General features: G+C 64.9%; 18 protein-coding genes, 1 tRNA gene, 4 pseudogenes and 1 other annotated feature. Of the genes and pseudogenes, 15 read left to right on the top strand and 8 right to left on the bottom strand.

The window, feature by feature from the left end:
* Window positions 1-16: 16 nt before the first annotated feature.
* Both EOV43_RS01950 and EOV43_RS01945 read right to left on the bottom strand, forming a co-directional pair.
* Window positions 17-604 (bottom strand): hypothetical protein, encoded by a 588-nt coding sequence (locus tag EOV43_RS01950; RefSeq protein WP_128219435.1) that lies wholly within the window; start codon window positions 602-604, stop codon window positions 17-19.
* 93 nt (window positions 605-697) lie between these two features.
* Window positions 698-1,903: a serine hydrolase domain-containing protein gene (locus tag EOV43_RS01945; protein WP_206611371.1), complete on the bottom strand. Its 1,206-nt coding sequence runs from the start codon at window positions 1,901-1,903 to the stop codon at window positions 698-700.
* Between the two features lie 168 nt (window positions 1,904-2,071).
* Between EOV43_RS01945 and EOV43_RS01940 the strand changes: the two genes are divergently transcribed.
* A complete protein-coding gene (locus EOV43_RS01940; protein ID WP_128219433.1) occupies window positions 2,072-2,797 on the top strand; it encodes a sunset domain-containing protein in 726 nt (241 codons plus the stop codon).
* Window positions 2,798-2,865: 68 nt separating this feature from the next.
* Here EOV43_RS01940 and EOV43_RS01935 read toward each other — a convergent pair whose 3' ends face one another.
* Complete coding sequence (locus EOV43_RS01935; RefSeq protein ID WP_128219432.1) at window positions 2,866-3,255, bottom strand: hypothetical protein; 390 nt, start codon at window positions 3,253-3,255, stop codon at window positions 2,866-2,868.
* A 173-nt stretch (window positions 3,256-3,428) separates the two neighbouring features.
* On the opposite strand from EOV43_RS01935, the gene EOV43_RS01930 reads away from it, so the two are divergent.
* Window positions 3,429-3,794, top strand: a complete 366-nt coding sequence (locus EOV43_RS01930; protein ID WP_206611370.1) for a tetratricopeptide repeat protein — start codon at window positions 3,429-3,431, stop codon at window positions 3,792-3,794.
* Window positions 3,795-4,104: 310 nt separating this feature from the next.
* On the opposite strand, the gene EOV43_RS01925 is transcribed toward EOV43_RS01930, so the two are convergent.
* Window positions 4,105-5,523 carry a hypothetical protein gene (locus EOV43_RS01925; RefSeq protein WP_128219430.1) on the bottom strand — a complete coding sequence of 473 codons (1,419 nt, stop codon included), beginning with the start codon at window positions 5,521-5,523 and terminating at the stop codon, window positions 4,105-4,107.
* A gap of 384 nt (window positions 5,524-5,907) precedes the next feature.
* Between EOV43_RS01925 and EOV43_RS15630 the strand changes: the two genes are divergently transcribed.
* The 5 genes and pseudogenes from EOV43_RS15630 to EOV43_RS01900 all read left to right on the top strand — a co-directional run bounded on the left by EOV43_RS15630 (window position 5,908) and on the right by EOV43_RS01900 (window position 11,687).
* Window positions 5,908-6,144, top strand: a complete 237-nt coding sequence (locus tag EOV43_RS15630; protein WP_206611369.1) for a transposase — start codon at window positions 5,908-5,910, stop codon at window positions 6,142-6,144.
* Window positions 6,145-6,149: 5 nt separating this feature from the next.
* Window positions 6,150-7,361: pseudogene (locus EOV43_RS01915) on the top strand (IS3 family transposase); the annotation flags it as partial.
* Window positions 6,428-6,569 (top strand) — a sequence feature (AL1L pseudoknot). Its footprint overlaps the pseudogene before it by 142 nt.
* Window positions 7,362-7,591: 230 nt before the next feature.
* Entirely contained in the window at window positions 7,592-9,487 is a 1,896-nt protein-coding gene (locus tag EOV43_RS01910) for a S8 family serine peptidase (RefSeq protein WP_128219429.1), read from the top strand.
* Window positions 9,488-9,914: 427 nt separating this feature from the next.
* A complete protein-coding gene (locus tag EOV43_RS01905; RefSeq protein ID WP_164878618.1) occupies window positions 9,915-10,415 on the top strand; it encodes a DUF4469 domain-containing protein in 501 nt (166 codons plus the stop codon).
* Between the two features lie 210 nt (window positions 10,416-10,625).
* Window positions 10,626-11,687: an IS110 family RNA-guided transposase gene (locus tag EOV43_RS01900; RefSeq protein WP_128219427.1), complete on the top strand. Its 1,062-nt coding sequence runs from the start codon at window positions 10,626-10,628 to the stop codon at window positions 11,685-11,687.
* Window positions 11,688-11,716: 29 nt separating this feature from the next.
* On the opposite strand, the pseudogene EOV43_RS01895 reads toward EOV43_RS01900, so the two are convergent.
* Window positions 11,717-12,975, bottom strand: a pseudogene (locus tag EOV43_RS01895) (IS3 family transposase).
* A 28-nt stretch (window positions 12,976-13,003) separates the two neighbouring features.
* On the opposite strand from EOV43_RS01895, the gene EOV43_RS01890 reads away from it, so the two are divergent.
* The 7 genes and pseudogenes from EOV43_RS01890 (at window position 13,004) to EOV43_RS01865 (ending at window position 19,485) form a co-directional block, all read left to right on the top strand.
* The gene (locus EOV43_RS01890; RefSeq protein ID WP_128219426.1) at window positions 13,004-13,210 is read left to right on the top strand and encodes a hypothetical protein; all 207 of its coding nucleotides are present in this window, start codon (window positions 13,004-13,006) and stop codon (window positions 13,208-13,210) included.
* 275 nt (window positions 13,211-13,485) lie between these two features.
* Window positions 13,486-16,542 carry a hypothetical protein gene (locus EOV43_RS01885; RefSeq protein ID WP_128219425.1) on the top strand — a complete coding sequence of 1,019 codons (3,057 nt, stop codon included), beginning with the start codon at window positions 13,486-13,488 and terminating at the stop codon, window positions 16,540-16,542.
* Window positions 16,543-16,653: 111 nt separating this feature from the next.
* Entirely contained in the window at window positions 16,654-16,941 is a 288-nt protein-coding gene (locus EOV43_RS15530) for a transposase (RefSeq protein ID WP_206611368.1), read from the top strand.
* A 20-nt stretch (window positions 16,942-16,961) separates the two neighbouring features.
* Window positions 16,962-17,240: pseudogene (locus EOV43_RS15930) on the top strand (IS3 family transposase); the annotation flags it as partial.
* Window positions 17,241-17,437: 197 nt separating this feature from the next.
* Window positions 17,438-17,614: pseudogene (locus tag EOV43_RS15915) on the top strand (transposase); the annotation flags it as partial.
* A 183-nt stretch (window positions 17,615-17,797) separates the two neighbouring features.
* Window positions 17,798-18,997, top strand: coding sequence for an IS30 family transposase (locus EOV43_RS01870; protein WP_128222088.1), 1,200 nt, complete (start codon window positions 17,798-17,800; stop codon window positions 18,995-18,997).
* The gene (locus EOV43_RS01865) at window positions 18,949-19,485 is read left to right on the top strand and encodes a DDE-type integrase/transposase/recombinase (protein ID WP_277745772.1); all 537 of its coding nucleotides are present in this window, start codon (window positions 18,949-18,951) and stop codon (window positions 19,483-19,485) included. The genes EOV43_RS01870 and EOV43_RS01865 overlap by 49 nt, the downstream gene beginning before the upstream one ends.
* 277 nt (window positions 19,486-19,762) lie before the next feature.
* On the opposite strand, the gene EOV43_RS01860 is transcribed toward EOV43_RS01865, so the two are convergent.
* Both EOV43_RS01860 and EOV43_RS01855 read right to left on the bottom strand, forming a co-directional pair.
* Window positions 19,763-20,833, bottom strand: a complete 1,071-nt coding sequence (locus tag EOV43_RS01860) for a hypothetical protein (RefSeq protein ID WP_128219423.1) — start codon at window positions 20,831-20,833, stop codon at window positions 19,763-19,765.
* A gap of 154 nt (window positions 20,834-20,987) precedes the next feature.
* The gene (locus EOV43_RS01855; protein ID WP_164878617.1) at window positions 20,988-21,275 is read right to left on the bottom strand and encodes a transposase; all 288 of its coding nucleotides are present in this window, start codon (window positions 21,273-21,275) and stop codon (window positions 20,988-20,990) included.
* Between the two features lie 284 nt (window positions 21,276-21,559).
* Here EOV43_RS01855 and EOV43_RS01850 point away from each other — a divergent pair.
* Window positions 21,560-21,632: transfer RNA gene (locus EOV43_RS01850), tRNA-Lys, on the top strand.
* A gap of 56 nt (window positions 21,633-21,688) precedes the next feature.
* On the opposite strand, the gene EOV43_RS01845 is transcribed toward EOV43_RS01850, so the two are convergent.
* Entirely contained in the window at window positions 21,689-23,794 is a 2,106-nt protein-coding gene (locus tag EOV43_RS01845) for a fibronectin type III domain-containing protein (protein WP_128219421.1), read from the bottom strand.
* Window positions 23,795-23,937: the final 143 nt, after the last annotated feature.

Raw genomic sequence — 23,937 nt, 5'->3', positions numbered from 1 at the left:
TGGCGAGCAGGGCTGGTCAGCAGCGCACGTCGTCCTGCGTCCCGACCACTCCCCCGCGGACGGGCAGCCTCGGGCCCTGGCTGGCCAGCGTCGGGCGGAACCAGTAGTGACGCTGGATGCGGGTCTTGCGGGTCGACGCCCGGCTCGCGTACCCGGGACTCGACGCGGTCCCCAGCCCCACCGTCACCCTGGACTTGTCGGTGCCGCCCCAACACACCCGGGCGGTGCGGTACGACGAGAGCCACGTCGCCTTCACCCGGGCACCGGTCGCGCTGGCGCCGAACCGTGTGACCACGAGGGGGACGGCGTCCCTCACTGCGGTGTACCGCTTGTCCTTGGCGACCCAGAAGGTCGAGCCGCGGGTGTACGCGGTGGGGATCGAGAACGTGGCTCGGCCGCTGCGCACCGTCCGACGTTGGCTCCACGCACGGCCGGTGCGCCGGTCGAGGACACGTTCGACGACGATCGTGCAGCCGTTGCAGGTGGGGGCCTTGACGACGACGGTGGTGCGCTGCGGCGCGGCCTCGGCAGTCAGGGTCCGGGACGGCAGCAGGGACAGCGACGCAGCCACCAGGACGACGGCGAGCAGGGCACGGACCTTCATCGGTGGGCCTCCTCGGCGGCGGGTGCTCCGAACGTAGCGGCGCTCCCCCATGCCGTCACTCCGTACTCCCCTGCGAGGAGGACCCCGCGCCGACTACCGGCTGACGTGCTGGGCGACGTCGCGCAGGACGTCGAGGGTCTCGTCCTCGTCCTGTTCGGTGCCGTGGTCGCTGAGCTTGACCACGACGGTGCGGCTGGCGGGGTCGACGTAGACGTACTGCCCGTAGATGCCGATGGCGGTGAAGTCCTCTCTGTCCGTCCAGGGGTGCCACCACTGGGCGGAGTAGCCCTGGTCGTAGGCCTCCATCACGACCGCCGAGGTGGAGATCCGGTCGATCCACTCGGCCGGAAGCACCTGCTCACCGTCAGCCTCACCGCCGTCGACGACGAGCTGCCCGACGCGGGCGAAGTCGCGGGCGGTGGCGTTGATCCCAGCGAACGCCTTCTCGACGCCTGCGCGGTCGTCGGTGTCGGCCGCGTCGAGGCTCCAGCGGGCGTCGGCCTCGGCGCCGGTGGGCGTCCAGATTCCTTCGGAGAGCAGGGTGGAGAGGTTCTTGCCGGTGGCCTTCTCGAGGACGAGGCCCAGGAGCATCGTCTCGACGCTGCGGTAGTCGGCCTTCTCGCCGGGGGTGCGGTCCACCTCGGTGCGGTCGGCGACGAACTTCTCCAGGTCGCGGGTGAGGAACATCAGCGAGGTGCCCGTGAAGGGCCACATTTCGTTGTAGACCTCCGAGACGTCGACGCCGGCAGACATGTCGAGGAGATGGGCGACGGTGATCTTGTCGTAGTCGCCACCGGTGCGGAGGTCGGGGAGGACGTCGACGAGGAGGTCGTCCTCGGAGAGTTCCCCGCGTCCGATCGCCTGCCCGACGAGCAGCGACACCACCGACTTCGCGACCGAGAACGACGGCTGCAGCGTGCCTGCGTCGAAGCCGTCGGCGTACCACTCGTGGACGAGTTCACCGTCGTGCAGGACGACGAGGGAATTGGTGTGGGTGGTGTCGAGGAACTCGGCCAGGTCGACCTGCTTTCCCTTCCACGGCACCTGCGTCGGGAGGTCGACGGGCGTGGCGGTGAGCGGACGCGGAGCGCCTGCGGTGACGGTGCGGTAGTCGAACAGTTCGCCCCACTCCGACGGCTTCGCGGTGGCGGTCTTGGCCAGCTGGTGCGGCGGCGGGACGTCGGCGATCGTCGTGGCGACGTAGGCACCACCGACCAGGACGGCGAGCGTCACCGGCACGGCGACGGCGACGCGCTTCCAGCGGGAGCGGCGGGGGCGGTGGAGCTCTTGATCGGTCACTCCGCCACTGTCACACACACTTCTGGACTGCGTCCGACGGTTCCTGACTACCCACGGGGACATGAGGCCCCGACGAGGCCGTCCCGGTCGGTATCGCAGAATTGCGGCACAGACGACTCGGCGTCCCCACCATCTCTCACCACCCTTGTCCGAAAGGCCCTCCCCTCGATGCGTCCTCCCTTCCGCACCCTGCGTCATGCAGTGATTGCTCTCGTCGTCACCGTCCCCCTCTCCGGTACCGCTCTGGCGGCCGCTCCGGCTCGGACCACGTCGGTCGAGTCCGCGGCGTCCGCCCCGTCCTCCACCGTCGCTGCCGCTTCCGGCACACGGACGGTGTCGAGGGGTGGCTACACGCTGCGGGCCCCGAAGAAGGTGACCGGCGTCGGTCGCAAGATCACGCTGACCGGCACGCTTCCCACCGCTCAGGTTCCGGGCCGTTCCTCGAAGCGTCCCTTCGTCGTCCAGGCCCGCAAGTCGGGTCGCTGGAAGCAGGTCGGCGCAGGCAAGACCAACGCCAAGGGTGCTTTCAGCGTCAAGGCCAAGACCCTCAAGAGCGGCACCTTCACCTACCGCGTCGTGGCCCCGAAGTGGAACGGTCTCTCCCGGTTCGCCTCTGCTCAGACCACGGTGAAGATCGTCGCGAAGAAGAAGACCCCGATGAAGACGCCCCAGGCCCCGCGGATCCCGCAGGCGCCGCAGCCTCCCAAGGCCGGTGGCGGTTCGGTGATCCCGTCGGGTTGGGACTGCCCCTCCAGCCACCCGATCAAGGGCAACGGCAACTCGATGATCTTCCACGTCCCCAGCGGTTCGTTCTACTCCCGGACCAACCCGGAGGAGTGCTTCGCGAGCGAGTCCGACGCGTGGGCCGCGGGCTACCGCAAGTCCCAGCGCTGACGTTCTTCACGTGACAGGGGCCCGGAACCGATCGGTTCCGGGCCCCTGTCCGCGTGACGTGTGCGTCGCTACCAGCTCATGTGCAGTTCGTGTGCCCAGACGACGAGTTCGTCGATCGGCGCTCCCGCACGCAGTGCAGCGGCAGGGCTCAGGCCGTCGAAGCTCTCCGAGGGCGTGTTGAGGTCGGAGTCGATCTCCACCGGTAGGGAAGAATCCTCGAAGACTTCGAGGACGCGATCGAAACCGGGGATCCGGAGCAGGTCGGCGGTGGGGAGAGCGGCCCAGGTGATCGCTGCGCGCCTCCGTCTCTCCTCCTGCATCTTCCGGACGTCGTCTCGCGTGACTTCGCGTTCCACCACCTCGCGCGGTATTCCTCCGTGCACGATGAGGAACTCCCGTTCCTCCGGCGAGAGCTGGGGAACTGCAGGGAAGGCGTGCTGACCGGAAGTCTCTGGCACGTCGTGAACGCTGTGACAGTTCCTCGCGCCGCGACGTGACCGGGCGCCCGCCAGCTCAGCGTCCTGTCTGCCCGCGGCCGACGTCGAGCCGTGATGGTATCGCCGACGTGTTGCCCCTCCCCTCACCGTGGCTCAGATTCCGCGCACGCTGGACCTCCGCCACAAGCACGCTGGTGGACATCGGCTGCGATCTGGCCGACCGCGGGGACGTCGAGGGCGCGCAGCACTACTTCGAGCGGGCGTCCGCGTTGGGCGACGCCGCCGCGGCCTTCAACCTGGGCAACTGCCTCGCCGAGCAAGGCCTGTCGGGCGAAGCGGTGGCTGCCTACGACCTCGCGATCGAACCCGGTGAGACCAACGCCCGGCTGAACCTGGGCAGCTCACTGGGCGACCTCGGCGACGCGCACGCCCACCACAACCTGGCGGTCCTGCTCCAGCAGCGGGGAGACTTCGTCGGGGCCAAGGAGCACTTCCGCGAAGCTGCTGCCCGCGGGGACACGCTGGCTGCGAAGGCACTGCGCGATCTGCTCGGGGACTGAAGACTCCCCGGCCCGATCCCCGTGTGGGTCACGGTCGTCGCCTGAGTAGGGCCGTCCCGCACAGCGCAGGCCTCTGGCACAGCCACGACCGACTCCATGGCTACCTGGGCGACGTCCCGCCAGCAGAGTTCGAGGAGACGTTCTACGCTATGAAACGGACCGACCAACACCTGGTTGGAATCCAATAGCCCGAGTCTCCATCAGACCCAGTGCGGTTCACAGTCGTTCGCTGACAGTTGCGGCTCTAGGACGCAGACGCGGCCTCTCGCCTGGCAGAACAGGCGAGAGGCCGCGAGCGTTTGAACTGTGCTCAGTCGACGTTGTTCGGGTCAACCGTCCAGGTGTTGACGGCCGGCCCGGTCAAGGTCGTGCCGGGCTTGTACCAGTACTCGTCCTTGAGTTCCTTGACAAGGATCTTGGTCTTCAACGTGACGTTGAAGCGCTGGGCGCCCTTGGGGACCTCGAAGTTGTAGGTGTAGGCCTTCGGGTCGAAGTTCGTTGCCTTGTATGTCTTACCGTTGATCTCGACCGTCATGTCAGCAGCGGTGAGCGGCTCGACAGCCTCCGGGGAGACCGGGTCGAGGATGACAGTGAAGAACATCTTGTCAGCCGGCGCCAACTGCTGCTTCACCGGGTCCCACGGGGTGTAGCGCCACTTCATGGTCTCGCTGTAGTCGGCACGCCAGGAGCTCCAGCCACCGATCTCGCGAGTGTCCCCGTCGGGCAGTTTCGCCTCGGGTGCAGTGAAGTCGCCGTCGCTGGTGCCCACGACGTGGTTCTCAGCGTAGGTCTTGGAGAACCCGTTGTCGTCGATCTTGCCAGTCAGCAGCGACAGCTTCTGCACGAGCTCGCCGGTGGTGGCAACCAGGGAAACGTCCTTGGCGTCCTTGGGGATCGACAGCACCAGTGATCCGGTGGCACCCGATGAGACGATGCCGGCAAGGGCCTCCTTGGCGCTGTCGCGCGTGGCCCCGTCGACCTCGATGGAGAAGGTGGGCAGGACGCTGGCGTCAGACTCGGGTGCAGTCTCCTCGCCGTACTCGTCGGTGTTCGCGCCGTCGAAGTTGAACCCGAGGATCGGTGCGATGAACTTGTGGTCGTCTGCAGGTCGCTCGGCCACCTCGCGCGCCCCGAGGTACTTGGGCTTCTCGACGGTGGCCAAAACCACCTCGCCGGCAGGGGTGAACAGGGTGGCCTGGTTCTCGCCCTCACCGTCTTCGTCCTCGTAGTTGCTGGTGTAGGTGGCCTCAGCGGATGCGTAATCCTCAGTGACCGCAGGCAGGCCCTTGAACCACTCGTCGTAGTCGTCGGTGATCTGGTCGGCCTTCTCCTGCAGCCACTGTGAGATGTCCTTGCGAACATCGGAGCTGAACTTCAAGTCATTGCCCTCGGTGTCCTCGGCGCGCAACGCCAGGTAGTACTTCTCGCCCTTGCCGAACGCGATCGCAGAGCTGGGCTTGTCGGTCTCGATGGTGAACCGGACCTCGTCGTCTGCCTGTGAAACGTATCGGCACTCGCCTGCGCTGGGCTCGTCGAAGAGTTCAATGTCCAGGTCCAGCTTCTTCGCGACGTCCTCAGGGGAGCCGAGGAACTCTTCGCACACCTGGGGCATGTCGTTCGTGTCGGTCGTCGTGTAGGCGTTGTAGCCGACTTCTCCGCCGGCCGCACCACACGAGGTCAGTGCGAGTCCTGCGGCCGCGAGTCCAGCCAGACGCACAGAGGTTGCCATCTGCTTCAATTTCACGTTCTCCACTTCGAGAGTAGGGGGCAAGAGCGCGGCCACGCTAGCCCGGGCCCGAGATCGGCTGACGCGAAAGCGGCTCCCCAAAGTTACAGGCCTGTGATCTCGCAGTTCCCGGCACCCTAACGAACCCCTCGGTCGGGTCGAGGGGCCCGTGTCGTCGCCGCGGCCAGGTTGAGGCTTTCCCTATCCACGGCCTCACCTTCAATGTCCCAGCGGTGCAAAGCGGTACTGCTGAAGAGATAGGGGACTTCCCAATTGGCTAAGACCGGAGGTCTTGGCTGGAAGGATGGTCCTCGTGGCTGGCAGGTATCCCAAGGAGTTCAAGGACGACGTGGTCCGGGTGGCGCGTGATCGTGGCCCGGGGAGACGTTGGAGCAGATCGCGCATGATTTCGGTGTGCATCCGGTGACGTTGTCGAAGTGGTTGCGTCAAGCGGATGTGGAGGACGGGATCAAGCCCGGTGTCACGGCCAATCAGGCTGCCGAGTTGCGTGAGGCGAAGCGGCGGATCCGTCGTCTGGAGCAGGAGAACGAGGTCCTGCGGCGTGCGGCCGCGTACCTGTTGCGTGCCGGGTCTGATGGAGGCTCTCATTCCACGGAAGGATGAGAGTCATGGGAGCACCGAGGAAGTACCCCGACGAGCTTCGGGAGCGAGCGATCCGGATGGCCGTTGATCTACGACGCGATCCAGTGACCAGGACCGGCGCTCTGCGTCGGGTCGGCGATCAGTTGGGGATCAACCCCGAGACGTTGCGCAACTGGGTTGCTCAGGCCGAGATCGACGAGGGCCACCGCCCCGGCGTCACGACTGATGACGCGAAGCGGATCGCCGAACTGGAGCGTGAGGTCAAGGAGTTGCGGCGTGCGAACGAGATCTTGCGGACTGCGTCGGCGTTTTTCGCCGCGGCGGAGCTCGACCGCAAGCTGAAGTGACCACGACGGTGCTCATCGACTACATCGATGAGCACCGGACGAGGTTCGGGGTCGAGCCGATCTGCACCGTCCTGCGTCAGGCCGGTGCAGATCGCCCCGAGTACCTATTACGCCGCGAAGGCCCGGCCACCTTCGGCACGCGTCCTGGCTGATGAGAAGCATGTCGAAGTGTTGCGGGCCGTCCACTCTGACAACTACGGCGTCTACGGGGTCCGCAAGATGCACGCAGAACTGAACCGTCGTGGACACCGAATCGCAAGGTGCACCGTGCACCGGCTCCTGAGCAAAGAGGGGTTGCGCGGGATCAGCCGGGCGAAGGGACCCCGCACGACGGTTCCGGGCAGCGGTCCTGACACGCGACCGGATCTGCTGGAACGCGACTTCGGCGCTCCGGCACCGAATCGGGTCTGGGTCGCGGACATCACCTACTGCCGGACCTTCGCCGGGTGGGTGTACGCCGCGTTCGTCATCGACGTCTACTCCCGACGCGTGGTCGGTTGGCAGGTGTCGAGGAGTCTGCGCACTGACCTGTCCCTGGATGCCCTGGAGATGGGGTTGTGGACCCGTCAGCACGCCGGCCAGGACACCACCGGCGTCATCCCACACAGCGACAAAGGAGTTCAATATCTCGCCGTTCGCTACACCCAGAGGCTGGCCGAGGCCGGCGCGGTCGCGTCGGTGGGGTCGACAGGCGACTCCTATGACAATGCCCTGGCTGAGGCGTTCAACTCGCTGTTCAAGGCCGAATTGGTCCGTGACAAGGGCCCCTGGAGAAGCATTGACGACCGCGAGATCGCGGTCGCGGAGTACATCGACTGGTTCAACCACCGACGCCTGCACGGCGAGATCGGACTCGTCCCGCCGGTCGAGTTCGAGGACAACCACTACCAGCACAACCCCGCACCGACTACCGTCGGTGCGTTAGTTCAGAGCCTCTACCGAACCCGGCACGCAACAGAGTGCAACGGCCCCAGGAGTTCTCCGCATGATCCACTCGCTGTCCGGGTCGCCCGGGGCGGTGTAGGACTCATGTGCCGCGCTGCGGATGCCTGAGCCTTACGGTAGGGCACGCTGCTGAACGAACGAAGGCAACGCTCCCACCTAGGCAGGCATTCCCGTCCATGAAGTTCTCCACGACCGTTCGCGCAGTTGGTGCGGCCTTTGCTGCTCTGTCTCTTGCAACATTGCCCTCCGTCCCGAACGCGGTTGCCGGGGAGAGTCATGATGTCGCTGGCGTCGTTCAGCACCTCGAGCCGACCGGGTCGGTGGAGACTGCACCAGATGACCTCGTGTCTGACGCGGGCGTGGGGAGGAAGGACGAGGTTCGCGTCGTCGCGGTCACGCTCGGCGAGGACGGCGCCCCCTCCTTCGCTGCGAACGAAGTCAGGGGTGCCGCTGCAGCCACCGAGGCGGTGGAAGAAGCGCAGGACCTCGAAGGCGTCGTCGCAGTCGAGATCGACTCCCCCGTCACCATCGCCGACTACGCCGGGGCCACGAACGACCCGTTTTTCGATGATCAGTGGGGCCTGTCGCGCACCCGGCTGCCCGGCGCCTGGAACGTCTCTACCGGCGACAAGGTCAAGGTCGCGGTCGTGGACACCGGAATCGACATCAGCCACCCCGACCTCGTTGGCCGTGTCACCGACGGCGCTGAGTTCGACTATACCAAGGCGGACCGTGACGCTGACCAGGGTGCGGGCTTCTTGCCTGTTGACGACGAAGACCTCCCCGGGAAGGGATGGGAGGACCCGCACGGGCACGGAACCCACGTCGCCGGGATCATTGCCGCGAACGTCAACAATGGGCTCCAGATCGCAGGCGGTGCACCCGGCGCGGCCGTGATGCCCGTGAAGGTTTTCGACGAGAACGGTGCGGGCGCATCTTCGGACGTTGCCCGTGGCATCGTTTGGGCGGTCAACAACGGAGCGGACGTCGTGAACCTTTCCCTGACTATGGACAGGGCGGCGGCATCCGTCGAAGCCGCCATCGCCTACGCGGTCGAACGCAACGTGATCGTCGTCGCCGCGGCCGCTAACACCGCAAGCAACGGCCAGCTCAAGTACCCGTCCGCTTACCCGGGCGTGATCGGAGTAGCGGCGACCGACAAGAAGAACGCCCGGACCACCTTCTCCTCCGCTCACAGTGGCGTCGATGTTGCTGCCCCGGGATCGTTCATCCTCTCGTTGTGGCCCTCACACCGTCGTCAGTCCGTCAGCGGGACCTCCCAGGCCGCTGCGTTCGTCTCCGCCGCGGCAGCCCTCGCCGTTGAGGCGAACGGAGGCTCGTTGACTCCGGCAGCTTTCGAACGCACGATCAAGAAATCCTCGAAGGACCTCGGTGTGAAGGGCCGCGATGACGAGTTCGGGTACGGCCTCCTCGACGCGGCTGCTCTAGTGTGTGACGTCGCTAGCTGTGACGCTTCGAAGCTTCCTGGTGATGTTCTGGTCGGACCCACCTCCGGCGAGCCGGAAACCGAGAAGGAGACCCCGGCCAGCGTCGTGACTCGCTCGCTGATGACTGTGTTCGAGGCTTACTCTCACCGCGTCGCCCACAACACGTCCGTTCCCTTGCGAGTCTGGGTCACGGACACCAACACGGGCGCCAGCGTCGCCAACGAGGACGTCCTCGTGGTGATCGAGCGAGCCGGAAAGAGCACCATCCGCAGGGCGTTGAAGACGAACAAGAAAGGTGTCGCGAAGGCCTCTGTCCGCGTTCGCAGCCACACCGTCGTCCGCCTGGGCGAGACAGGCCTAAAGGTTCGCTTCACGGCCGTCCCCAACCTGAAGGTCGTTTCGCACACGAAGAAGAAAGCGGCCATCAAGGTGAGCGCCGGTGCGCAGCGGAAGATCGAGTTCCAGAAGCGCGTGAACGGCAGGTGGAAGACCCGCAAGGTCGTCACCGCAAGCAAGGCCGGCAAGGCGAATGTTTCCTCGCTGCCGGCGGGGAAGTGGCGTGCCTACGTGGCGAAGTCCGACACCCACGCCGCAAAGGCAACCGGCTGGTGGCGAGTCAGGTAGACCTTTCGTGAGCGACGCGATGTTGGTGCGAAGCGGGCGCCTCAACGGCAGCTATCTAAGACACCCGGCCCATTCGAAGTGGAACATCAGGCAGCCAGTCCATGCTCGTCCACCAAGGTGCGCGCCATCGTCTGCGCCTGTCGAAGATTCATGCAGGTGACAGTGCAACTGGGCGCGATCCCGTGCATTCGCTCACCTGGCTCAGAAGGAGTGCAAAACTCCTGACCGAGGTCGTGCTGTAGGAGCGAGGACCGTAACGAGGAGGGCCCGACGCGTGAAACCCACAAGACGAATGCCGTGCACGAGGCGCGTTACCGGAGCAGTTGCAGCGATAGCGCTGGCCGCAACAGGTATTGCTCTGACGCCGGCCAACACAGCGCTGGCCGCACCGGCCGCCAAGCCGTCGATTGCGGCCCCGAAGGCAGCAGTGACCGGCAAGACCTTCAAGGTCTCCGGCAAGGCCAAGGGCGTCCGCACCGTCACTGTGCAGAAGCGTGAAGGGCAGCAGTGGCGCAAGGTCAAGACCGTCAAGGTGAAGAACGGTTCCTGGAAGGCAACTCTGCGGGCGCCGAAGAAGACCGGCCGGTACACGCTGCGGGTGACCACTAACTCCAGCGCGTCGAAGTCGGTGAACATCACCGTCCGCACACGCACGAAGATCACTCTCGTTGTCCCGCAGAAAATGACGTCCGAGGACAAGGCCAAGTTCACAGGCCGTACAACGAAGGCGAAAGCCCGAACCGTCGTCAAACTCCAGCGCAAGAGTGCCGGGAAGTGGGTCACGCTTGCGAAGGCCCGCACCAACAAGGCTGGCCGCTACACGATCAAGCACACCCCCACGCCGGGGTCTGAATCGCATGTAAGTGTCTGTCGTGGCTGGCCTGGGGCTGGCTGGCAGGGTGGTGCCGGTTCTTCTGGCTCGATGTGACTCATGAATCGCTTGGCCTCTTCGCGGGGTGCCTTTCCCGGGATCTGTCCGTCGAGTTGGGAGGGCCGGCGCCGTCCCGGCCCACCACGATGGCTTGATCAGAAGCTTGTCCAACCCGATGGGTTGTGGCCCCTTACAGGCATGTCTCGTAGTGATCTTCTCCCGGGCCGACGCCGGTCACGACGTCCGCTCACTCTAAGGAGACACCGCGTGTCCATCGTTGCAGATCACTACAGGTTCGTCGTGGGTGTCGACACCCACGCCGCGACCCACACCTACGCATTGCTCGAATCGCCATCAGGCAGAGAGCTCGGAACCGAGACGTTCCCTACCACGGTTGCTGGCCTGAACCGGGCTATCGCCTGGGTTGGACGCCGCACCGGCGGTGACGTCGACGGTGTCCTTGTCTCAGCCGAGGGCACCGGTTCCTACGGCGCTGTGATGGCCGACCTCATGTCCCAGTCCGGCTACCGGGTGGTCGAGGCTCCAGCGCCGTCAGCCAAACGACTGCGCGGGAGAGGGAAGACCGACTCACTTGACGCTGTCACCGCGGCCCGGTCAACGCTGGTGATGGACCTCAACAGGCTGCGGGACCGTCGTGCCGGCGAGTTGCAGACAGCGCTCAAGGTCCTGACCGGTGCACGTGAGCAGATGAACGCTGAGCGACTCAGGTCGATCAACGCGCTGACCGCGCTACTGCGTACCCACAGCCTGGGCCTCGACGCCCGCAAGGCGCTGACGTTGACACAGATCAGGGCCGTTGCGTCGTGGCGTCGCCGACAAGAGAACCTCGGCTTGTCGGTGGCCAGAGCTGACGCAGTCCGTCACGCCCGACGGGTGCTCGAGCTGGACGACGACCTCACGAGCAACCGTGAACAGGTGACCACGCTGGTCAGCGACCATGCCCCAGTGCTGCTGGAAATGACCGGAGTCGGCGCCGTCACTGCGGCGGTGGTCATGGCTGTGTGGTCTCACCCGGGTCGTGTGAGGTCTGAAGCAGCACTGGCACAGATCGCAGGGACCTGCCCCATCCCTGCATCGTCGGGTAACACGACCCGGCACAGACTGAACCGCGGCGGCGATCGGCAGCTCAACCGCGCGATCAATACCATCGTGCTCACCCGGATGCGGATGGATCCGGCTACCCGTGCCTACGTTGAACGACGCACCGCCGAGGGCCGAACGAAGAAGGAAATCTCACGCTCGCTCAAACGCTACGTCACCCGTCAGATCCACCGGACCCTCACGGCATCGCCACCCCTGGCTGCTTGACACACATAGAAGCATCCTGGGTTTCGTTCCTATGCGTTCCCTTGGCCAGCAAGTGCTGGCCGGGATGATTCTTGGGCAGCGTAGTACGCCGCCTCGACCTCGAGTGGGGTGCACATGTCGAGCTCGCCGTGAAGGCGCTGATGGTTCCACCACCACACGTACTCCAGAGTCGCGAGTTCGACCTGCTCGATCGTCTTCCACGGCCCCCTGCGCCGGATCACCGAGGTGTTGTACAGACCGTTGACCGCCTCAGCGAGGGCATTGTCGTAGCTGTCCCCGACGGTGCCGGTCGACGGTGTCGCACCCAGTTCAGAGATCCGGTCGGTGTAGACGATCGAGAGGTAGTTCGACCCGTGATCGGCGTGATGCACCAACCCGGACAGGTCGGCGGCGCCTTCGCGCTTGGCGTCCCTCGCGGCCATGTCCAGGGCCGGCTTCGGTCCAAGATCGGCTCGCAGTGTGCCGGCGACGTTCCAACCGACGATTCGCCGCGAGTACACGTCGGTCACGAACGCCACGTAGGCGAACCCTGACCAGGTCGCGACGTAGGTGATGTCGGCAACCCACAGCCGGCGAGGCGCTTCTGCTTTGAAGTGTCGTTGCACCAGATCTGCGGGCTTCGCCGCCGCCGGGTCTGGCTTGGTGGTGAACACCTTCTTCGACCGCTTCACGCCCTGCACACCCGCGATCTTCATCAACCTCGCGGTCTGGTCACGACCGACCTCCCAACCCCGGCGCCGCAACAGAGCACGCATCTTCCGGACCCCGTACACGCCATAGTTCTCGCCGTGCAGCCTGGCGATCTCGGGCACCAACAACTCGTCCTTCAACGCCCGCGCCGACGGCGTCCTCGTCTTCGCAGCCCGGTAGCCACGAGAGGTGATGAACCCACGAACTCACCTGCGCAACACCCGACAGATGGCACACGACCGGCAAAACGATCCCTGTACTCATCAATGAACCGGATCATCTCGTCGCGGGACGGTCGAGCTCCTCAGGCGTTAAACACCGATACAGACTTCAAGATCTCGTTCGCACGACGAAGTTCGGCGTTCTCACGCCGCAGCCGCTTGATCTCATCGGCCTCATCGGTCGTGACACCGGGGCGCTTGCCGGCATCGACCTCGGCGCGGTTCACCCACAGCCGCAACGTCTCGACGTTGATCCCCAACAAACCCGCCACGTACCGCAGCGCCGACGTCTCATGCGGATGCTCCCCGCGGACCTCGGCAACCATCCGCACCGCCCGCTCACGCATCTCATTCGTATACCTGGCCATCGTTCCCATCCTGACTGATCAAGCGGAACTAAACCCAGTGCGATTCAAGAAGCACTCCTACGTTTCACGACCGTTCAACGCTGACGGAACCCAGAACGGAGGCACCGACGACGGGTTCTCCCTCTTCCCCGCGATCAGCGGTGACGGGAAGAAGATCACGTTCATCTCCACCTCCGCCAACCTGGACAAGACCGACAAGGTGTCCGGCTACAACGTGTTCATGTGGGAGAAACCGAAGAGCTGACCTCTGATACCCGGACAGTGTGGCCCTCAACCGCTTCATGCGATTAAGGGCCACACTTTTCCAAATCGGCAGAATCGGTGAGGCATGTCGGTGGGTCGGGAGAAGATGCGGGCCGTCAGTCTTATTCAGAAAGGCCCGCCAAGTTGTCAGCCCCGTCCCGCCGTTTCCTCAAACGTGCAGCTACCGCCACAGCAACAGCCGTCATAGGTACGACCCTGGCCATTCCCGTGGCGACCGCCCCTGCATCCGCGGCGCCCACCGCTCAACCACCCACAGTGAAGGTCGCATCGAAGCATGTGGCCGCCGGCACCAAGATCTCCCTGACCGGCAAGGCCAAGGGGGCACGGACTGTCACAGTCGACCAGTACACCGCCGGCCGGTGGAAGCAGGTCAAGCGAGCAGCAGTCACCAAGGGCGTGTGGAAGGTCTCCATTCGGGCCCCGAAGACGACCGGGGCCTTCAAGGTCCGTGTTCGCGCAGGCAACGTCACCTCCCGAACCCTCACCTTGAAGGCCCTCAAGCGCACGAAGGTCACATTGGCCGCGCCCGCTTCCATGAACTCTGAAGACAAGGCCACGTTCACAGGTCGCGCGACGAAGGCGAAGGCCCGCACCGTCGTGAAGCTGCAGCGCAAGAGCGCCAAGAAGTGGGTCACGATCGCGAAGGCCCGCACGAACAAGGCTGGCAGGTACACGATCAAGCACACCCCCACTCCGGGCGCCACCAAGTTCCGTGCCGTCCTGGTACGCAACGGAAAATACGCAGAGGCAACCTCGAAGGTTGCGGCCCGTACCGTGAAGGGCCCCTCAGTCCTGAAGGTCGTAGTCAGCAGCCCGGCCGCCGCCTTGGCCCCCCTCGTGAACGTGTACGGACCCAACGGGTTCCACAAGACCATCAGCGAAACGACCACGTTCCCTCGGGCTGCGGGCGACTGGCAGATCGCTGCTGACTGGACCTACGCGAACGACTTCGAGTCGACGTACTGGGCCAACGAATCTGACCAGCGCGTGAAGGTCGCGAAGTCGACCACGAAAACAGTCAACGTCACCTACGGGACGGAACTCCCGACAGCAACTAAGATCGCCGACTCGGGAGACGTGACCTCAGTTCAGAACAACACCGACAGCGGCGCTGTGCTGACCACCCCTGAGCTCTACCCGGGACCGATCGCAGCGCCCCGCGGCGGTCACGTCGACCTGCCCCAATCGCACTACGAGGTCGGAGACATCATCGTCTCCGAAGCCACCCCGAAACTCCCGAACGGACTCCTCGCACGGGTCACCGCTGTCTCCACCAACAACGATGGAACGACCCGCATCACGGTCACGAAGAAGGGCGTGAAGCTTACCGACGCGGCACCCACCGGAGCTGCGGCAGGAACCCAGGCCCTCACCACCGCCAACGCCACGAACGTGACGATCGCCGGCAAGGCCAAGGAGAAGGGCGGAGTCACCGCAACCCTGTCCCGACTCAAGAACAACGTGTCCTGCAAGGCCGGCGGCAAGCTCGAGCTGACCGGCGACCTGCAGGCAGCAGCCGAGGTCGGATTCGAAACGTCCTGGCACTGGAAAAACGGCACCACTGCCAAGGCCCACGCGTCCGTTGACCAAGAAGCTTCCCTCATCGCTACCGCGACCGGCAACGCGTCGTGCGAACTGAAGGAAACGGCACTGCTGAAGGAGCCGTACGCATTCAAGACGTTCACGGTGTGGGCCGGCCCCATCCCGATCGTCATGACCCCGAAGATCCAGCTCCTCGCTGACGCTCAGATCAACACGAAGGGCGACGCAGAGTTCGGCTACCGCCAGGACTTCCACTCCTGGGCAGAGATGAACTGGAACTCGAAGCGGTCCGGCAACAAGTTCCAGACGAAGAAGGACATCAAGAAGCCGACCCTGAAGCGCATCGGCCCGAACTTCGAAGGGTCCGCCGACTTCGAGTTCGCGGTGACCGCCGAACCGTCCCTCATCCTGTACGGCCTCACTGGCCCGACCATCTCGGTTCGCGGGGCCCTGACCGGAGACGCGAACGTGAACGCGTCCGCGCAGAACCGTCCCCAGGCCACCATCGACGCAGGCCTCTACTTCGGCCTCGGAGTGTCCGGCCGAATGGACGCGCCGCCCCTGGACATCTCCTCCGGAACCCTGAACGTGTGGGACAACTTCGACAGCCCTTGGAAGATTTGGTCCGGTGAGTGGGAGTTCGGGACCGACGCGCCTGGCACAGGCAGCCTCACTAACATCACACCCGGAACCGACCCGTCAGGGAACTCCTACAACACCGTCATCTCCGGCGACGGTAAGTGGGCAGCCTGGGGCGCTCCGGTCAACAAGAAGGGCACCGACCCGTGGCTCTACCTGCGTGAGTTGAAGACCGGCAAGGTCACCAAGATCAAGCCGACCAACGCCGCGTCGAGCCCCAGCTTTGCCGGTGCAGACAACATCGCTATCAGCAACGACGGAAAGTGGATCGCCTACAACCAGACCGAGTCGAACCTCGGCGTGTGGCTCTACGACCGCGTCAACGGCACCCAGAAGCGCATCGACGCGGCGAACTCGGCGTGGCTGCCCGGCGGCCTGTCGATCACCGACAACGGCGACGTCGCTTGGGCCGAGAACAAGTCGCTCACCTGGGAGTCGCGGGCCCAATACTACACCCGCACCACCGGCACCCGCGCGATCATCCCAGGCACCTCCCAGACCTACCTGTACCCCGGGGCCGTGGACCTCTCCGCAGATGGGAGCAAGGTCGCGGTCCTGTTCATCTCCCCCGGAGCATCGTCGTATGGCACCTCCGCAGCGATCATCACTCGTGCAACCGGTAAGGCCCAGAACATCACCACGTCCGCGGCCCGTAACCGGATGCTCAGCAGCCTGCAGATCTCTGCAGACGGCACCGTGCTCACGTACGTGGGGTACGACACCGGAACGTACGCGTTCCCCGTCGACCCGAACTACACGCTCTACAAGTGGAAGGGCGGAACTGAAAAGTCGATCGTGACCAGCTCGAAGTATTACGAGCCGGAGAACGGGAGCTTCTACGCGACACAGTCGATGTCGAAGGACGGCCGCTACGTCGCGTACCTGGCCAAGAACGGCACCTACGGCAGCAAGGTCGAAGTCGTCGACACGACCACCAACAAGGTGTCCGTCATCTCCCGTGCGTTCGCGTCCGACGGGAACCAGACCGGCTCTGTCGGCAACGGGAACGCCTACTACCCCTCACTGACTCGCAGCGGCGCTCGCGCCGTGTTCACGTCCAGCGCGAAGAACCTGTCGAACGACACCGATGGGAAGTACAACGTCTACCTGTGGGACATGCCTTCGGACTGACCCGAGGGACGCAACCCTCAACCCAGGAGGGGCCGACCGCATTGGGGCTGCCCCGAGTTTGGTTGACGCCTGACCTGTGAGGTTTCTGCCTCGCAAGTAAGGATGTCCACCATGCCGAAGCCGTATCCCAAGGAGTTCCGCGACGATGTCGTGGCCGTGGCCCGCAAGGGCCAGGCTCCGTTGAAACAGATCGCGAAGGACTTCGGGATCTCCGAAGCCTCCTTGCACAACTGGATGAAGGCCGCCGACGTCGAGGACGGCAAGCGTCCCGGCCTCACCGATGCCGACCGTGCCGAACTGCGCGAAGCGAAGAAGCGGATCCGGCTCCTCGAGCAGGAGAACGAGGTCCTGCGCCGTGCTGCGGCGTACCTGTCGCAGGCGAACCTGCCGGGAAAATAGTCTTCCCGCTCGTCCAAGAGATGGCCGCGACCGGCGCCCCGATCAGGGTGCCGGTCGCGGTGGCGTGCCGGGTCCTGGGGTTATCGACCCAGGGGTACTACAAGGGGCTCAGGGACCCCGTGTGCCAACGCGACTACGCCGACGCCCATGTGATCAACAGGCTGCGTGACATGCACGCCGACGACCCCACACTCGGCTACCGGTTCCTCACCGACGAACTCGCTGACGAGCACGACATCAAGGTCGGGGAAAACCGGGTGCACCGGCTGTGCCGGATTGCTGGGATCACCGCGTCGCATCACGAGAAACGGTCCAAGCCCGGCTCCACCGGTCCGGCGCCGCACGACGACCTCCTCGCCGTGGTGGACTCGCACGGCGTGATTCGCCACGAGTTCTCCGCCGACGGGCCGAACAAGGTCTGGTTGTGGGACATCTCCGAACACGCCACGCCTTGGATTCCAGCAGTCGTCGCAACACCTACTGGAGGTGTTGAAGTATGGGCGGCTCGAAGTACAGCCAGGAGCAGAAGGACCAGTTCTTCGCGTTGGTCGACAAGGGTGGAACGGTCAGGGCTGCCGCAGCCGCTGCAGGAGTGCATAAGAGCGCGGCGTACACGTGGTTGCGTAGCGCTGGTCTGACGATGCAGCGCGCGACGCCGCGGGCCTACACCGCTGCGGAGAAGGAGGAATTCTTCCGGCGACTCGCAGACAACCCGAACGTGTCGGTGGTGGCAAAAGAGATGGGTTTCCCGCGGGTCACCTGCTACGCGTGGGCGCACAAGGCCGGGATATTCACCAGCGAGGCCCGCAAGGTGAACCCGCGGCGCGAGGAGTTTCTCCGCCTACGTGCATCGGGTATGACCCGTGCAGAGGCCCGCGCCCAGGTCGGTGCCGACGCGCGGTCGGCGACCGACTGGGACAAGGGCATCACGATCATCCATCGTGGCCGGATCTATCCAGATGGCCGCGTGGTGCGCTACCCAGACCCGATCATGGGCGGCGTGCCAGAGAGAAGAACAAGGGCGGTCGGGGGGAGCGTCGATCTGAACGTCGTCGAAAAGGTCATCCATCCTCGCTACCTGAGCGTACTTGAGCGAGAACAGCTCCAGGACCTGCACCGCATCGGGATGTCGATCCGTCAGATCGCGGGAGAGCTGCAGCGTTCACCGGCCACGATCAGTCGAGAGTTGAGACGCAACACAGTATCGTCCCGCGGCTATCTGCCCCACACTGCTCATCGTCTATCGGTGAAACGCCGCTCACGGCCCCGAGAGGCGAAGCTGCTGGTCAACGCACGGTTACGGGTCTACGTGCAGGCGAAGCTGAGGAAGAAGTGGTCGCCACAGCAGATCAGTAACCGGCTGGTCAAGGACTTCCCGACCGACCCGGAGATGCGCGTGAGCACCGAGACGATCTACCAGGCGATCTACGTCCATGCCCGCGGCGAACTCAAACGAGAACTCGGTAGGCAGCTACGCCGGGGCCGCGTGGCCCGCAAGCCCCGCAAACAACCTGATGCCCGCCGACCGCGGTTCGTGGATCCCATGAAGCCCATCAGCGATCGTCCAGCGTTGGTCACGGACCGGACAGTCCCCGGACACTGGGAAGGCGACCTCATCATCGGGGCAGTCAACGGCTCGGCGATCGCGACGCTCGTCGAGCGCACCAGCAGATTCGTCATGCTTGGCCACCTCGGTCGCGAGCGCAGCGCCGACGCCGTCCGCGACAGCCTGATCGCCACGATGCAGCACCTGCCCCAGAGTTTGCGGGGCACGCTCACTTGGGATCAGGGAGCTGAGATGGCCGAACATCGCGCCTTCAGCGTGGCCACCAACATCGACGTGTACTTCGCCGACCCGGGATCACCCTGGCAACGGGGGAGCAACGAAAACACGAACGGTCTTCTGCGCCAGTACTTCCCACGCGGCGTCGACCTGTCCCGGCACAGTGCTGAGGAGTTGAAGGCTGCCGCTGATGAACTCAACGACCGGCCCCGCAAGACCCTCGACTGGGACACCCCTGCCGAACGTCTTGCTGCTTTACTGGGTGCCACTTAGAACCGACTGTTGCGACGACTGCTGGAATCCAAGCGCGGGAAGGAAAGCTGTACATCTGCGCGATCAAGGACGTGTTCTCCAACAAGATCGTGGGCTACTCCATCGACGCTCGAATGAAGTCCAGTCTGGCCGCGGCGGCGATGCGCAACGCGATCGCACTGCGTACACCAGTCGGCACGATCTGCCACTCCGACCGGGGCGGTCAATTTCGTTCGAAGAAGGTCCAGTGCCTGCTCGCGAACAACGGGCTGGTCGGGTCGATGGGCCGCTCCTACGGCGCGGGCGACAACGCCAGCATGGAGTCCTTCTTCTCCCTGTTGCAGAAGAACGTGCTCAACACCCGACGCTGGGACACCCGCGAAGACCTCCGCCTGGCGATCGTCACCTGGATCGAGACCAAGTACAACCGCCGACGTCGCCAACGCGCCCTCGGCAAGCTCACGCCTGTCGAGTTTGAGATGATCTACACTGCCGCAGAAGCGGCCTGACTACCGCAAACCCCAAGTGTCAACCAGACCAGGGGCAGACCCGTTTGACCTTTTCGCCGGACTGTCTCGCGGCTCGTGCCGCCGCCGCTTTCCCTTTGAGGTCTCGCCCCTTTTCGGAGGCGGATGCGCCACCAGCCATGCGTAGTCGTCCTAACAGTGGGGAGTAAGTCCTGTTAGGTATCGACGGTCAGTGGGGAACTTCAATGACGTGTGGGGCCTCAAGCCAACGACTTGAGGCCCCACACGTTGGAGGTTCCGACTGCTAAGGGGGACCAGTTCAGGAAGCAGCAGTCACTGTTGCGTTTCGGGTGAAGTGCACAGTGATGGGTTCCCAGTACGGGTTGATGTCATTGAGGGCGGCGCTGCCCAAGTGGACCATCAGGGTGGACTTCCCCTCGACTGGCGGGTTGAAGGTGTTGAAGATGACGTCCTTCGTGGGTCGGAACGAGCGGGGCGCAATGAGCCAATCCCCCATCTCGAAGTCCTTGACACAGGTGTCGTTCTTCGCAGTCAGGGTGACCGGGCCTCCCTTGAGGCTGGGTCGGCCAGTCAAACGGATCGGGAGCAGGGAGGCGCGAGCCTTCACCGTGTCCGTGTTCGGGTAGGCCATGATCGAGATGTAGGGCTTGTCCCACTTCACGTTGGCCTTCAGTTCCGGCGCGATGCCCGTACCCGAGAGAACTCCACATCCGTTGGCGTCGAACTTGACGGGGTTGAACTTGAAGGTCGCTGCAACACCATCGACGACAGCGCGCACCTTCTTCTCGGTGACAGAAAGGGGCTGCTCCCATGGGTCGGTGAAGTCCTGATGCACGTTGATCTTACCGAGGGTCACGGGCTTGACTTTGACCTTCTTCGTCTTGACGACCTTGACGGTCTTGCCGCGCTTCTTGACCTTGACTGTCTTCTTCAGGGTAATGGTTCCCTTGGTGATCTTGCCGGTGTAGCCACCATCGTTGTCCATGCACACCTTCACCGGGGTGATGAGATACCCGCCCTTGGTCTTGCCCTTCGCGGTGGCGTAGGGCATGCCAAGTTCATCAGTGATGGCCACCATTGCGGTTGCGCCCTTCACCTTCCATCCCTTGCGGGGATAGCGGGCTTCAGCGTGCCACTTGAAGTTGGCCGTCTTGCACGTCCTGCCCACCCAGACGTTACGGCCGCCTTCGTACTTGCTGTTGTAGTAGGTGTACCACTTCGCTGTGGGAGCCTTCGCCGAGAGCGAGGCCACCTCAGGAGCACCTTCGGTGGCGGCGACAGTTGCGGCGGTGGACATGGGGGCGGGGGCAAGGGTTGCCGCGAGGGCAGCGGACGCGAACGTCGCAATGAGAATGCCGGGGAGGCGCATTGTTTCTCCTGTGGGATCTGGGACCCCAAGTTATACTATTTGTCAGACATTTTGTACGACCCTTGTGTCGACAACCCCAGGACTCGGCACGCCACCGCGACCGGCACCCTGATGCGGGCACCGGTCGCGGCCATCTCGCGGACGAGCGGGAAGATTATTTTCCCGGCAGGTTCGCATGTGCCCGGTCTGCCGCAGCGCGGCGCAGGACCTCATTCTCTTGCTCAAGCAGCCGGATCCGTTTCTTCGCTTCACGCAGTTCGGCACGGTCGGCGTCAGTGAGACCTGGACGCCGGCCGTCTTCGACGTCAGCGGCCTTCATCCAGTTCGTCAACGAGCCTTCGGAGATCCCGAAGTCCTTCGCTACCTGTTTCAAAGGAGCCCGGCCCTTGCGGGTCACGGCCACTCCGTCGTCGCGGAACCCCTTGGGATACGCCTTTGCCATGGCGAACATCCTTGCTTGCGAGGCAGAAACCTCACAGGTCAGGCATCAACCAAACTCGGGGCAGTCCCACACTCCCGTGTGCCAGTGACAGCACCGGAGCACCTCCCCAAGAACACCTGAACCACACACCACAACTCAACAGCCGGAGAACGAACCCCAACGACGCCACCGTGCGCCGTGACAGCAGGCATCCACACCACGCCCGCTAAGATCGGCGCACGGTGGTTCAACCGTTGAGTAGAGGGTTCCGTAGAAGGTTCCGTCGATTAAAAGGTTGAACCCCCGGGCCCTTAGCTCAATTGGCAGAGCGTCGGACTTTTAATCCGCTGGTTGTGGGTTCGAGTCCCACAGGGCCTACCGATGACGTGAGCCGCGACCGATCCGATCGGTCGCGGCTCACGTCGTTCAAGGCGTCAGCGCTTGGTCCGGAAGACCACCGTGGCTGCCTTCGACGTTCCCAGGGCCGACTTCGCGCGCACGGTGGCGGTGTACTTCGTGCCGCGCTTCAACTTCTTCAGAGTCGCGCCGGTACGAGCGGTGACGCCGTCGCGCACGGTCGTGGTGCGCTTGACGCCACGGGCGTCACGCCAGGCCAGCTTGACCGTGTAGTCGGTGATCCCGCCAGCAGTGACCGTCGGCTTCTTCCACGTGAGCTTCGCCGAGGTGCGCTTCACCTTCGTGGCCTTCAACGAACGCACCGTGCCGGGAGTGGTGGTCGCGGCCACCGTCACCGTGGAACTGCTCCGCGTGGTCCTGCCGGACGCGTCGCGCAGCCAGCGCGTGACCGTGTGGCGTCCTGCCTTCAGCGTCACCCGAGCGTTGAGTTCGCGGCCTCCCTGCAGAGTGCGCGGGCGCTGGGTGTTCCACGTCCGGCTCGCCACCGTCCGACCGTCGACGTCGACACCTGCAGCGACCACGGCAACGTCGTCCCACGCACCCTCGTCGATGCTCACCGTCGCGGTGGTCGACTTCGCCTTCACCACGCAGGACGAGCCGGAACCGTTGGCCGCGTAGAACGACGCACAGGGCAGGGCACGGTCGCCGACACCGAACACGGGCGCGCCGACGTCAGCAGGGCGCGTCACGCGCACCGTCGCATGGTCTGCTTCGAGCGCCAGGACGTCCACGCGTACCCCGCCCGGCAGCTTGACCGACTCCCCGCTCACGTACGACTGACGTTCGTTGAGCCACCTGCCCAGACCTGCAGGACGCGCCACCACCAGCGGGGAACGGTCGTGTCCGAGGCCCCGTGCCGTCCTCTCCAGGACCGACTCGACGACCACACCGACGTTGTCGCGCCGCACCCACACCGGCTCGGTGGTCGCCGCACGAGCGTCGGCGAACTGCTTCTCCCGCGCTGCGGCACACACCTCGGCAGGATCGTTGTTCCGGTCGTGGTCGGCCCAGTCAGCGTCCTCGAAGTCGGCATGGAGATGGCGGGCGTACCCGCACTCGGCGGAGTAGGGAGCCGCGGTGGCGTGTCGCATCAACCAGTCGGAGCCGAGACCGTTGCGGTACGTGATCACCGTGTGCGTGGTGTCGCCCAACGGCACCACCACCGCCGCAATGCCGTCGTCCACCGTCGAGGTGGCGGTGGAACGGATCGTGTAGACGCCACTGGTGCCGACCGCGGACGCGGTACGACGGTCGTCCCACACGCCCAGACGCATCAACTCCAGCGGGCTGAAGCGCACCGGACCGTTGTTGTCCCCCATCACCGACGCGTGCGACCCGTACTCCTGGATCTCTCCGGGAAAAGCGTCCCCGGTGTGCGGCCCCTGCCCCAGACCGTGCTCGAGACCCAGGTTGTGGCCGATCTCGTGAGCCAGCACGGCCACGTCGAGCCACGTCCCCAGACGGTTGAGTCGCTTGACCGGCTCGGTCATCGCCTCTCCGGCGGTGAAGTACCCCGCGTTCATGTGGACGCCGGGGGCACCCACCCACGCCTGCCCCGAGAAACCGCACGGCCCCTGCGCGACCACCACCCAGATCGCGTCCACCGAGCCTGCCTGCGGCGTGATCCGGTCGATCCGCGACCTCAAGCGTCGTTCCCACCCTGCGACCCCGCACTCCACGACGTCGAGGTCAAGGCTCTGGTAGGAGCCGTGGACGAACCGGTACTTCCCGGCCGTCTCCCGGGCGTACTCCTCGTCAAGGCGCTTCACGACCGCCTTCGACTCCGACGCCGACGTGCCGTGGGCACCGCTGCGGGTGTTCACCGCCAGGACGTGGACGTCGTACCGGTTCACCAAGCCGCTGACGCTGCGCCGCGCTGTCCCGTTGCTGCCCGAGAACGTCGACGTGACGCGACGCAGCGGCTCCCGGTCCGGGTCGACGACGTGGTCCGGCGCTGCAGATGAGGCTGCCGATGACGAGGGCTCCGCGGGCGAAGCGACCGCGGGCAGGCCCGCTGCACCGCTGGCCAGGACACCGTTGGACACGACGACACTGGACACGACAGCGACAACGACCGCGAGGACGCGACGGCGTCCCCGCGAGGAGTGGGGGGAAGAGTTCACTGCCCCATGATGCGTGGCCCGCCTCGCACCGACGCCCACCGGGAGTCCAGAGCCCGACACTTCCATTTCCGAGCATCTGCTGACTGGAAACCGGTGGGCACAGGTCGCTGTGCGAGGACGATGGAGAAACGTCCACGACCTCG

Source organism: Nocardioides yefusunii (assembly GCF_004014875.1).
Lineage (GTDB): Bacteria > Actinomycetota > Actinomycetes > Propionibacteriales > Nocardioidaceae > Nocardioides > Nocardioides yefusunii.
The sequence above is the reverse complement of the archived record's forward strand: the minus strand, read 5'-3'. Positions and strand labels throughout refer to the sequence as shown.